Consider the following 12,771-nt stretch of genomic DNA (forward strand, 5'->3'; position numbering starts at 1 on the left):
CGCGCCGCTGTCCCCCGGCACCTCTATTTGCGGGCCAGGGCGCACCCCAGGGTCAGGCCGGGCCCCCGGAGCCGGCACAGGGTCGCCGGATCGCCCTGGGGCGCAGCCGTCCGCGAAGGCGGCCGTCGGTCGCCGGCCCCGGCAGCCGCCATGCCGGTCGCCGCCCTCACACAGGCTTCAGCCACACCGTCGCCAGCGGCGGCAGAGTGAGCTGGATGCTGGTCCGGTGACCATGGGCCGCGACGGACTCCGGCTTCAGCGGGTCGGCGTTGAGGACATCGCTGCCGCCGAAGCGCGAGGCGTCAGTGTTCAGCGCCTCCGCCCACGCGGAGACGGCGGACGGCACGCCCAGCCGGTACTCGTGGCGGACCACCGGCGAGAAATTGGACACCGCGAGCAACGGCGTGCCCTGCGCGTCGAACCGGAGGAAGGCGAAGACGTTGTCCTCGGCGGCCCCGCCGTCGACCCAGGCGAAGCCTTCGGGGACGGTGTCCCGCTGCCACAGCGCGGGGGTCGCCGCGTACACGGTGTTGAGCTCGCGTACCAGGTCCCGTACGCCACGGTGGTCCGGTTCGGCGTCGTACGACGGATCGAGCAGCCACCAGTCCGGACCGTGGCCCTCCGACCATTCGGCGCCCTGGGCGAACTCCTGCCCCATGAAGAGGAGTTGCTTGCCGGGGTGCGCCCACATGAAGCCGAGGTACGCCCGGTGATCGGCGCGCTGCTGCCACCAGTCGCCGGGCATCTTCGACACCAGTGCCCGCTTGCCGTGCACGACCTCGTCGTGCGAGATCGGCAGCACGTAGTTCTCGCTGTACGCGTACACCATCGAGAAGGTCATCTCGTTGTGGTGGAACTTGCGGTGCACCGGTTCGTGCTCGACATAGCCGAGCGAGTCGTGCATCCAGCCCATGTTCCACTTCAGGCCGAAGCCGAGACCGCCGAAGCCGCCTTCGCCGACATGGTGGGTGGCCCGCGTGACGCCGTCCCAGGCCGTGGACTCCTCGGCGATCGTGACGACGCCGGGACAGCGCCGGTAGACGGTCGCGTTCATCTCCTGCAGGAAGGCGACGGCGTCCAGATTCTCCCGGCCGCCGTACTCGTTGGGGCTCCATTCGCCGTGCTCACGCGAGTAGTCGAGATAGAGCATGGAGGCGACCGCGTCCACCCGCAGCCCGTCGATGTGGAACTCCTGGCACCAGTAGACGGCGTTGGCGACGAGGAAGTTGCGCACCTCCTTGCGGCCGTAGTCGAACTCGAGCGTGCCCCAGTCCGGGTGCGCGGCCCGTGCCGGGTCGGTGTGCTCGTACACCGGCCGGCCGTCGAACTCGGCCAGCGCCCAGTCGTCCTTGGGGAAATGTGCCGGGACCCAGTCGACGATGACCCCGATGCCCGACCGGTGGAGGGCGTCGACCAGATACCGGAAGTCGTCGGGGGAACCCATCCGGGCCGTCGGGGCGTAGAAGCCGGTGACCTGATAGCCCCAGGAACCCCCGAAGGGATGCTCGGCGACCGGCATCAGCTCCACATGCGTGAAACCCAAGTCACGCACATACGACGGAAGTTGCGCGGCAAGCTGACGATAGGTCAGTCCGGGTCGCCAGGACGGGAGGTGTACCTCGTAGACGGAGAACGGGGCCTCGTGCACCGGCCGGTCATCGCGGCGTGCCATCCACTCGTCGTCACGCCACACATGGTGGGCCTCGGTGACGACAGAGGCGTTGGCGGGCGGAACCTCGGTTCGCCGCGCCATCGGGTCGGCGCGCAGCGTGTGGGAACCGTCGGGCCGGGCGATGTCGAACTTGTACAGTGCCCCCTCGCCGACCCCCGGTACGAACAGCTCCCACACCCCGGACGAGCCCAGCGAACGCAGTGGACAGGCCGTGCCGTCCCAGTGGTTGAAGTCACCGACGACCCGCACTCCACGGGCGTTCGGCGCCCAGACCGTGAAGCGGGTGCCGGTCACGCCCTGGTGGGTCATCGGGCGGGCGCCGAGAGCCTGCCACAGCTCCTCGTGCCGGCCCTCCCCGATCAGATGCAGATCGAGTTCGCCGAGCGCGGGCAGGAACCGGTAGGGGTCCGCGAACTCGACCGTGGCGTCCTCGTACGCGACCTGCAGCGAGTACTCCGGCACCTGACGCAGGGGCAGCACACCCGAGAAGAAGCCCTCACCCTCCTCGTGCAGCTCCGCGCGCAGCCCCTTGGCCAGGACCGTTACCGACTCGGCATAGGGGCGCAGTACCCGGATCACCACCCCGCCGCGCACCGAGTGAGCGCCGAGCAGCGCGTGCGGATCGTGGTGCGTGCCGCTGAGCAGTCGCTCCCGGTCGGTGTCGCCGAGCGGCTTCGCCGGACGTACGCCGTGGCTGCCCGCCGACGCCTTCCTGGCAGGAGAGGCCGCCGGTGCGGCGGTGGAAGGGGTGCCGGGTGCGGGTCGTTTGTCGGGGGGCTGGGCGGCGGGCTTGCGGGGGGTCACGGGGGCGGCCTCCTTGGCGTGTTGGGGGAAGGGCGGTGGGGTTCGGGGCGTCAGGCTCCCGGCCCGGCAAGCCGTTGGATCGCCGCCATCGGCACCGGCAGCCAGTCCGGCCGGTGCCGGGCCTCGTACACGACCTCGTAGACGGCCTTGTCGGTCTCGTAGGCACGCAGCAGCTCCGGCTGGGCACGGGGGTCGGTGCCAGAGGCCTCGGCGTAGCCCTCGCAGTACGCCGCCCGGCAGCGCCCGGCCCAGGCGGGGTTCCACGGGCGGTGCGAGCGGGCCGCGTAGTCGAACGAGCGCAGTATCCCCGCGATGTCCCGGACGGGCGGTTGCATCCGGCGGCGCTCGGCCAGTGGGCGGGCGGGCTCGCCCTCGAAGTCGATGACCGACCAGCCCCCGTCGGGGGTGCGCAGGGTCTGGCCCAGGTGCAGATCACCGTGGATGCGCTGGGCGTGCCCGTCACCGTCGAGCCCCGCCTCTGCGATCCCGTCGAAGGCGGCGCGCAGGCCCCGTACGTAGGGGAGCAGCGTGGGAACCGCCCGTACGGCGGCGTCCAGCCGCTCGTTCATGGCGGTCGCCAGATGCTCGGTCTGCGCCCGGCTCAGGGTCATGGTCGGCAGCGCCGCGGCCAGCGCGGTGTGCACCTCGGCCGTGGCCCGCCCGAGGGCCCTCGCCTCATCGGTGAAGTCGCGATCCGCGGCCAGCGCCTTCAGTGCCAGCTGCCAGCCGTCCCGCGAACCGCGCAGATAGGGCTGGAGCACACCCAGCGTCGCGGGCTGAGCGGTGGCCGATTCGTACCAGGCGACGGGTGCCGGCACCCGGTCACAGCCGGCGCGCGCGAGTGCGAGCGGCAGCTCCAGATCGGGATTGGTGCCCGGATACACCCTGCGGAAGATCTTGAGGATGTACGAATCGCCGAACACCAGTGAGGAGTTGGACTGCTCCGTGTCCAGGAACCGGGCGGGCAGTCCACCGTGCACGGGCACGGTCGCGTCGAAGCGGAGCGTGCCGAACCTGCCGGGAGTACGCAGCCGCTCCAGGAGCAGGGCGGCGAGCCGGGGGTCGTGCAGGCCCTCGTAGACGGTCCGGCCTGCCAGTGGGCCGCGCTGTACGCGGCCGATCAGGGCGGGGGCGAGATGGGGCGGCAGGGTGGTCCGCACGCCGATCAGCAGCTGATAGCAGTCGGCACTCTCCCCGGCGGCTCCCTTTCCGCCCGGCGGTCCGGGCTGCTGGACGCGGACGAGCAGATGCAGCAGACCGGGGCTCACCGAGTCGACCGGCAGCAGCTCGGCCGCCGATACCAGGGAGAAGCCGGCGACGGGGCGTCCCTTGCCCGCGAACCAGCGCTGCCTGGGCAGCCATTGGAGCAGCAGCGGGGTGAGCGAGGGAAGCAGAGCCACCGGGGTCCGGGTGGATGCAGCCTCCGACATGGCATCGCGTCCTTTCCCCGGGCACACCACAGGATGCGAAGAGTGTCCCGGATTGCGGTAAATATAGGCTGTCCGGGCTGTGCATGGGGGTCCCCCCGCCGTAGGCACCAGGAGTGTCGGGCGAGGATGGTCCGTACGGACTCGATATGAAGGGGAGCGTGCCCCGTGCGGGGCGATGCAACCGCCCCGCACACGACATGGCATGTGCCGGAATCAGGCCTTCTTCGGCCTGGCCCTCTTCGCTGCCGGTTTCTTCACGCGGGGACCTGCGCCGGGACCTGCCCCGTCGCCGCCCTTCCCGGACGCGGCCGACGCGGTGGCGGCCTTCACGGCGGCTTCGTTCACCACGGCTTCGTTCACCACGGCGTCCTTCACCGCCTCCTTGCGCAGCCGGAACCAGTAGAAGCCGTGGCCCGCGAGAGTCAGCAGATACGGCCACTCACCGATGGCCGGGAAGCGCACCCCGCCGATCAGCTCGACCGGATGACGGCCGTTGTACCTCCGCAGATCCAGCTCCGTCGGCTGGGCGAACCGCGAGAAGTTGTTCACGCACAGGACGAGATCGTCCTTGTACTCCCGCAGGAACGCCAGCACCGCCGGGTTCGACGAGGGCAGTTCGGTGTAGGAGCCGAGCCCGAAGGCGGGATTCTGCTTACGGATCTCGATCATGCGCCGGGTCCAGTGCAGCAGCGACGACGGCGATGCCATCGACGCCTCGACGTTCGTGACCTGGTAGCCGTAGACCGGATCCATGATGGTCGGCAGATAGAGACGGCCGGGATCGCACGACGAGAAGCCGGCGTTGCGGTCGGGGGTCCACTGCATGGGCGTCCGTACCGCGTCCCGGTCGCCCAGCCAGATGTTGTCGCCCATCCCGATCTCGTCGCCGTAGTACAGGATCGGAGACCCCGTCAGGGACAGCAGCAGAGCGGTGAACAGCTCGATCTGGTTGCGGTCGTTGTCGAGCAGCGGCGCGAGGCGGCGCCGGATGCCGATGTTGGCGCGCATCCGCGGGTCCTTGGCGTACTCCGCGTACATGTAGTCGCGCTCTTCGTCGGTGACCATCTCGAGCGTGAGCTCGTCGTGGTTGCGCAGGAAGATGCCCCACTGACAGTTCTGCGGGATCTCCGGGGTCTTGGCCAGGATCTCGGAGACCGGATAGCGGGACTCGCGTCGTACCGCCATGAAGATCCTTGGCATCACCGGGAAGTGGAACGCCATATGGCATTCGTCGCCGCCGGCCGGGAAGTCGCCGAAGTAGTCGACGACGTCCTCCGGCCACTGGTTGGCTTCGGCCAGCAGCACCGTGTCCGGGTAGTGGGCGTCGATCTCCTTGCGGACGCGCTTGAGGAAGTTGTGGGTGGCCGGCAGGTTCTCGCAGTTGGTGCCCTCCTCCTGGTAGAGGTACGGCACGGCGTCGAGGCGGAAGCCGTCGATCCCCAGGTCGAGCCAGAAGCGCAGGGCGGCCATGATCTCGTCCTGCACCACCGGGTTCTCATAGTTGAGATCCGGCTGGTGGGAGAAGAAGCGGTGCCAGTAGTACTGCTTGCGGACGGGGTCGAAGGTCCAGTTGGAGGTCTCGGTGTCGACGAAGATGATCCGCGCGTCCTGGAACTGCTTGTCGTCGTCGGCCCAGACGTAGTAGTCGCCGTAGGGCCCGGTCGGGTCCTTGCGGGACTCCTGGAACCACGGGTGCTGATCGCTGGTGTGGTTCATGACGAAGTCGATGATGACCCGCATACCGCGCTGGTGCGCCGCGTCGACGAACTCCACGAAGTCGGCCAGGTCGCCGAAGTCCGGAAGCACCGACGTGTAGTCGGAGACGTCGTAACCACCGTCACGCAGCGGCGACTTGAAGAACGGTGGCAACCACAGACAGTCGACGCCCAGCCACTGCAGATAGTCGAGCTTGGCGGTGATGCCCTTGAGGTCGCCGATGCCGTCGCCGTTGCTGTCCTGGAAGGACCGTACGAGCACTTCGTAGAAGACGGCGCGTTTGAACCAGTCGGGATCCCGGTCCTTCGCGGGGGTGTCCTCGAAGAGGTCGTGGACGGGCTCGTTGACGATCATGATGTGGGTGACCCTCCGATCGGCGGGGACGGTCGCAGGACCACGATGTGCGCAGGCGTGACGCCCGGCTCGAGGCGCACATAGGCGGCCCTGCCCCAGTGATAGGTCTCGCCGGTGAGCTCGTCGCACACCGGTACGGTCTCGTGCCGGTCGAGGCCGAGCACCGGCATGTCAAACGAGACCGTCGCCTCCTGGGTGTGGTGGGGATCGAGATTGACGACCACCAGAACGATGTTCGAACCCGATCGCTTGCTGTACACGATCACGGCGTCGTTGTCGGCGTGATGGAAGTGGAGGTTCCGCAGCTGCTGGAGCGCCGGATGGCGGCGCCTGATCCGGTTGAGCTTGCTGATCAGCGGGGCGATGCTGCGCCCCTCGCGCTCGGCCGACTCCCAGTCGCGGGGCCGCAGTTGGTATTTCTCCGAATCCAGGTACTCCTCGCTGCCCGGCTTGAGCGGAGTGTTCTCGCACAGCTCGTAGCCCGCGTACACCCCCCATGTGGGGGCCAGTGTCGCGGCGAGCACCGCCCGCGCCTCGAAGGCGGGGCGACCGCCCTGCTGGAGGTAGGCGTGCAGGATGTCCGGGGTGTTCACGAAGAAATTGGGGCGCATGCAGGCGGCGGCGTCGCCGGAAAGCTCGGTCAGATACTCCGTGAGCTCCTGCTTGGTGTTGCGCCAGGTGAAGTACGTGTACGACTGCTGGAAGCCGATCGCCGCCAGGGTGTGCATCATCGCGGGCCGGGTGAACGCCTCGGCCAGGAAGATCACATCGGGGTCCGTGCTGTTGATCTCGCCGATCACCTTCTCCCAGAAGACGACCGGCTTGGTGTGCGGGTTGTCCACGCGGAAGATCCGCACGCCGTGGTCCATCCAGTGCCGCAGCACCCGCGAGGTCTCCTTGACCAGGCCCTCCATGTCCTTGTCGAAGGCGATCGGATAGATGTCCTGATACTTCTTCGGCGGATTCTCGGCGTAGGCGATGGAGCCGTCGGGGCGGTGATGGAACCAGTCCGGGTGCTTCTGGACCCACGGGTGGTCGGGCGAGCACTGCAGCGCGAAGTCGAGGGCGACCTCCATCCGCAGATCGCGGGCGCAGCGCACGAACGCGTCGAAGTCCTCGAGCGTGCCGAGATCCGGGTGGACCGCGTCATGACCGCCCTCGGGCGAGCCGATCGCCCAGGGCACGCCGACGTCGTCGCGGCCCGCTTCGAGGGAGTTGTTGGGGCCTTTGCGGAAGGTGGTGCCGATGGGGTGGATCGGCGGCAGATACACGACGTCGAAGCCCATGGCGGCGATGGCGGGAAGCCGCTGTGCCGCCGTCCTGAAGGTGCCGGGGACGAGCCTGCCACGCCTGACCCTGGCGCCCTCGGAGCGCGGGAAGAACTCGTACCAGGACCCGAACAGCGCACGGGGGCGCTCGACCTGGAGCGGCAACGGGTCGGAGGCGGTGACCAGTTCACGCAGCGGGTGCCGCGCGAGCGCGGCGGCGGCCTCGGGGGAGAGCGCGGCCTCGAGCCGGTCCCCGGGCGCCCGGGATTCGTCGCGGAGCGCGTCCGCGGCGGCGAGGACCGCTTCCCGGCCGTCCTGCTTCGGTACGCCCGCGGCGGCCCGCTCGTACAGCTCGGCGCCCTCGGCGAGCACCAGCTCGGTGTCGATACCGGCCGGGATCTTGATGCCGGCGTGATGGCGCCAGGTGGCCAGCGGATCGCTCCACGCCTCGACGCTGTAGGTCCACGACCCCTCGGCGTCGGGAGTGACGTCGGCACCCCAGCGGTCGGTGCCGGGCGCGAGTTCGCGCATCGGTGCCCAGGGGCCGGACCGCCCGCCGGGGTCGCGGAGCACGACGTTGGCCGCGACCGCGTCATGGCCTTCTCGGAAGACCGTGGCGGAGACCTGGAAGGTCTCGCCGGTCACCGCCTTGGCGGGCCTTCTGCCGCAGTCGACGAGCGGACGTACGTCCAGGACGGGAATGCGGCCAATCAGCGGTTTCACGGCATCACCTGGTGGCTGTGCGGGCATGGCGGGCTGAGCAGGCATGGCGGGTGGAGCGGGCACGGCGGGTGGAGCGGGCGGGTCCGCTTCACGGGGTGCGGGAGTTCTTTGTAACTGCTCCGTCGACGACTGGCGGGCTGCGGGCATGGCCGCTCCTGTCCGCGTTCACTCGAATAGATGCGTGTGTATGCGTGAGCGTCGGTGGGTACCGGGGGAGCCTTCCCACGCACAACCGGGGGGCAATCCGGTGGTTCGTTAACTACTAGGAGGTAGCGGAGCGGACAAGACACGCGCGCCCCCGGGCTTCTCCGCCGGGGGTCCGATGGGGTCCCCCGGAGGGTGCAGCACTGCCGGGAGGTGGCGGAGCGGACAGGACGCGCGCGCCCCGGGACTCCGTGCAGCCTGTGGCCGCCGGGCCGGAAAGGAGAACCGGCCCCGCCGGTGCGGCGGGACCGGTTCTCGGCGGCTGCGGCAGGGTGGGTCAGCCGGTCACCTGCAGCAGCCGGTTCGGGGAGCCCGGTCCCGGACGTGTGACGCGGCCTTCTGACGCGCCGTCCGTCAGGGCGCTGACCACGTCGGCCGGAGTGGCCCGCGCATGGCCGGCGAGATACAGCGCGGCCGCGCCCGCCGCGTGCGGGGACGCCATCGACGTACCGGAGAGGGTCTGCGAGGCGGTGTCACCGGTGTGCGCGGCCGCGGTGATGCCGACGCCGGGGGCGAACAGGTCAAGGCCCGCGCCCCAGTTGGAGAAGCCCGCCCGTCTGTCCCGGCCGTCCGTCGCGCCGACCGTGATCGCCTCCCGGACCCGCGCCGGGGAGAACAGCCGGGCCGGCAGCCCCGCGTTGCCGGCGGCGATGGTGTACGTGACTCCCGAGGCGATGGAGTTGCGGACGGCCGCGTCGAGCTGGGGGTTGGCGTACCCGCCCAGGCTCAGATTCGCCACCGCGGGCCTGCGCGCGTGTTTCGTCACCCAGTCGACCCCGGCGATCACCTGCGCCGTGGTGCCCGCACCCGCGTGGTCCAGCACCCGCACTCCGACGACGTCCGCCCCTTTCGCCACGCCGTACGACGTGCCGGCGGCTATGGAGGCGACATGGGTGCCGTGGCCGTTGCCGTCCTGCGCGGTGGCGTCACCGTCGATGAAGTCCCAGCCGCTGCGGGCCCGGCCCCCGAAGTCGCGGTGCGAGGTGCGGACACCGGTGTCGATGACGTACACCGTGGTGCCCCGGCCCCCGCCCTTCGGCCAGCTGTACGAGGCGTCGAGCGGAAGGGTCCGCTGGTCCGTCCGGTCCAGCCCCCAGGGCGGGGAGGGCTGGGCGCCTTCCAGACGCACCGCCGTGTCCTGGACGACCGAGGCGACCCGGGGGTCGGCCGCGAGGCGTCTCGCGGAGGCGGCGTCGGCGCGGACCGCACAGCCGTTGAGCGCCGAGCCGTAGGTGTGCCGGATGCTCGCCCCGTACTTGCGTGCGAGGTCCTTGGTCACACCGGACGGGGCTCTGACGCCGTCCGGTCCCGGTCTGAGCGTCACGATGTAGCTGTCGCCGACGGCGCCGGGTGCTCCGGCGCCCACGATGCGGCCCTCGGGCGGTGCGGCCCTGGCGGCGGGCAGTGCGACGGCGGAGAGGACTGCCGCCACGGAGAGGGCGGTCAGTGCCGCCCGCCCTGCGTGTGGTCGCTCCAGTCTCATGCGCTGCGTTTCCCTCCTCAACCGGGCGCGCTCCGTACGGAGTCGGGAAGGAACCGAGGACCCCGTCGGACACAGGCGCGCCGGCCGCCAGCCTCTCGTGCACCCTCGATCGCCACAAGGTCGCACGAGGGGGCGGAATCGGTCATACCTGTCGTGCGGGGAGGGGACGGGGACGGTGCGAGGGCTGCGCCGCCGTCGTTCCACCGGCCGGGCCGCGCCGGGGTACTGCCGTCACGATGCGCCCTTCTCGCGCCGTGGATGATGAGGCGGGACACCACTACCGTCGGGGAGCGAAGGCAACATCCTCATCGGGCGCCCAGCGTTGTGCGTCCCCGGATGCGTACCTCCGCTGCGAAGGTGGGACCTGTGAAGGCCATTCGTCGATTCACCGTCCGCCCCGTCCTCCCCGAACCCCTCGGCCCGCTCAGCGAGCTGGCCCGCAATCTGCGCTGGTCCTGGCACACCCGGACCCGGGAACTCTTCCGGGACGTCGACCCCGAAGGGTGGCGGGCAGCCGGTGGCGACCCCGTACGGCTGCTCGGCGCCGTGTCCGCCCGGCGGCTCGCCGTGCTCGCCGGGGACCGGCAGTTCCTCCACCGGCTGGCCGACGCCGACCGCGACCTCGGCGACTACCTCGGTGGCCGCCGCTGGTACCAGGAACAGGAAGCGGACGGCGGGCCACTGCCCGCCGCGGTCGCCTACTTCTCGCCCGAGTTCGGCATCACCGGCGCACTGCCGCAGTACTCGGGCGGCCTCGGCATACTCGCCGGGGACCACCTCAAGGCGGCCAGCGACCTCGGTGTTCCGCTGATCGGCGTCGGACTCCTCTACCGCCACGGCTACTTCCGCCAGTCCCTGTCGCGCGACGGCTGGCAACAGGAGCACTACCCCGTCCTCGATCCCGACGAGCTGCCCCTCACCCTCCTGCGGGAGGCCGACGGCACCGCGACGCAGGTCGCTCTCGCCCTCCCCGGGGGCCGCTCGCTGCGCGCCCGGGTCTGGCAGGCCCAGGTCGGCCGCGTACCGCTGCTGCTCCTCGACTCGGACGTGGAGGAGAACGCGCCGGGCGAGCGTGATGTCACCGACCGGCTGTACGGCGGCGGCAGCGAGCACCGGCTGCTGCAGGAGATGCTCCTCGGCATCGGCGGGGTGCGCGCGGTCCGCGCGTACTGCGCACTGACCGGTCACCCCGAGCCCGAGGTGTTCCACACCAACGAGGGCCACGCCGGATTCCTCGGCCTGGAGCGCATCCGTGAACTGATCCCGTACGGAGTCGACTTCGACGCCGCTCTGGAAGCGGTCAGGGCCGGGACCGTCTTCACCACGCACACCCCCGTCCCCGCCGGCATCGACCGCTTCGACCGCGAGCTCGTCGCCCGGCACTTCGCCGACGACGGCGAACTGCCGGGGGTCGACGCCGGGCAGTTGCTGCGGCTCGGCATGGAGAGCTATCCGGGCGGCGACGCCAACGTCCTCAACATGGCCGTGATGGGCCTGCGGCTCGCCCAGCGCGCCAACGGTGTCTCGACCCTCCACGGCGCCGTCAGCCGCGAGATGTTCGCCGGTCTGTGGCCGGGCTTCGACGCGCACGAGGTCCCGATCGCCTCGATCACCAACGGGGTGCACGCCCCGACCTGGGTGGCTCCCGAAGTGTCCCGCCTCGGCGGCGCGGACACCGTCGCGGAGACCGGCGACGCAGAGATCTGGAACGTGCGGCGGGAACTGCGCGAACAGCTGGTGCGGGAAGTACGGCAGCGGCTGTACACGTCGTGGCGCCAGCGTGGCGCCGACACCGCGGAACTCGGCTGGATCGAGGGGGTGCTCGACCCGGGCATCCTCACCATCGGCTTCGCCCGGCGCGTCCCGGCGTACAAGCGGCTCACTCTGATGCTGCGCGACCGCGACCGGCTGCTGGAACTGCTGCTGCACCCCACCCGTCCGGTGCAGATCGTGGTCGCGGGCAAGGCCCATCCGGCGGACGACGGCGGAAAGCGGCTGATCCAGGAGCTGGTGCGGTTCGCCGACGATCCGCGGGTGCGCCACCGCATCGTCTTCCTGCCCGACTACGGGATGTCGATGGCGCGCACGCTCTATCCGGGATGCGACGTCTGGCTCAACAATCCGCTGCGTCCGCTGGAGGCGTGCGGAACGAGTGGGATGAAGGCGGCGCTCAACGGCTGCCTCAACCTCTCGGTGTTGGACGGCTGGTGGGACGAATGGTACGAGCCGGACTTCGGCTGGGCAGTGCCCACCGCCGACGAGTCCGCGGCCCACGACGACAACCGCCGCGACGACCTGGAGGCCGCCGCGCTCTACGGGCTGATCGAGGAGCGGATCGCGCCGCTCTTCTACGACCGTCGCGAGGACGGACTTCCCGGCCGCTGGATCGAGATGGTCCGCCGTACCCTGACCGCGCTCGGCCCGAAGGTCCTGGCGGGCCGGATGGTGCGCGAGTACGTGGACCGGCTGTACGCGCCCGCGGCGCTCGCCCACCGGGCCCTCGGCCTGGACCCGGAAGCGGCCCGGGAGCTCGCGTCCTGGAAACGCCGGGTGCGCGCGGCATGGCCGGGCGTCGCCGTCGACCACGTCGAGGCGGACACGGCTCTCGGCACGGCGGAACTGGGCTCCACGCTCGCACTGCGGGTCAGCATCGCGCTCGGCGAACTCCTGCCGGACGACGTCGAGGTGCAGGCGGTGGCGGGCCGGGTCGACTCGGAGGACGGGATCGCCGACGCCCAGGTCTTTCCGCTGAAGCCGGTCGCCGGGGGGCCGGACGAGGCCGGCCGCCGGGTCTACGAGGGCCCGCTCGCCCTCGACCGCACGGGGCCCTTCGGCTACACCGTACGGGTGCTGCCCGCCCACCGGCTCCTCGCCTCAGGCGCCGAGCTGGGGCTGGTAGCTCTGCCGACCGAGGCGACGGGGGAGGGGGCCGGGGTGCTGATGCGCTGACACCCCGCGCGCCGTGACCGAGAACCGTGGCCGGGGACGCGGGCCGGTGACTCGGGCCGGTGACCGGGGACGCGGCCCGGTGACCGGGGACGGCCGAGGGACCGGCGTACCCGGCAGCGCGGATACGCAAAGCCGCCCGGGGGAACCGGAGTTCCCCCGGGCGGCGCA

At 70.8% G+C, this 12,771-nt stretch carries 5 protein-coding genes and 1 pseudogene; 1 reads left to right on the forward strand and 5 read right to left on the reverse strand.

Translation table 11 applies throughout. The features are described from left to right. Nucleotides 1-166 precede the first annotated feature (166 nt). From glgB to ACFU5O_RS12005, 5 genes and pseudogenes are all read right to left on the reverse strand, one after another. Nucleotides 167-2,476 carry a 1,4-alpha-glucan branching enzyme gene (gene glgB / locus ACFU5O_RS11985; protein WP_384239216.1) on the reverse strand — a complete coding sequence of 770 codons (2,310 nt, stop codon included), beginning with the start codon at nt 2,474-2,476 and terminating at the stop codon, nt 167-169. A 50-nt stretch (nt 2,477-2,526) separates the two neighbouring features. After that, nucleotides 2,527-3,906: a maltokinase gene (locus ACFU5O_RS11990; RefSeq protein ID WP_384239218.1), complete on the reverse strand. Its 1,380-nt coding sequence runs from the start codon at nt 3,904-3,906 to the stop codon at nt 2,527-2,529. A gap of 375 nt (nt 3,907-4,281) precedes the next feature. Further along, nucleotides 4,282-5,976: pseudogene (gene treS, locus ACFU5O_RS11995) on the reverse strand (maltose alpha-D-glucosyltransferase); the annotation flags it as partial. Beyond that, entirely contained in the window at nt 5,973-7,958 is a 1,986-nt protein-coding gene (locus ACFU5O_RS12000) for a maltotransferase domain-containing protein (protein ID WP_384239672.1), read from the reverse strand. The gene ACFU5O_RS12000 and the pseudogene treS, both read right to left, overlap by 4 nt. 490 nt (nt 7,959-8,448) lie before the next feature. Then, nucleotides 8,449-9,654 carry a S8 family peptidase gene (locus tag ACFU5O_RS12005; RefSeq protein WP_384239220.1) on the reverse strand — a complete coding sequence of 402 codons (1,206 nt, stop codon included), beginning with the start codon at nt 9,652-9,654 and terminating at the stop codon, nt 8,449-8,451. A gap of 366 nt (nt 9,655-10,020) precedes the next feature. Here ACFU5O_RS12005 and glgP point away from each other — a divergent pair, with 366 nt between their 5' ends. Further along, entirely contained in the window at nt 10,021-12,603 is a 2,583-nt protein-coding gene (gene glgP / locus ACFU5O_RS12010; protein ID WP_384239222.1) for an alpha-glucan family phosphorylase, read from the forward strand. The last annotated feature ends 168 nt before the right edge of the window (nt 12,604-12,771 follow it).

This window comes from Streptomyces sp. NPDC057445 (assembly GCF_042802855.1).
Classification (GTDB): Bacteria; Actinomycetota; Actinomycetes; order Streptomycetales; family Streptomycetaceae; genus Streptomyces.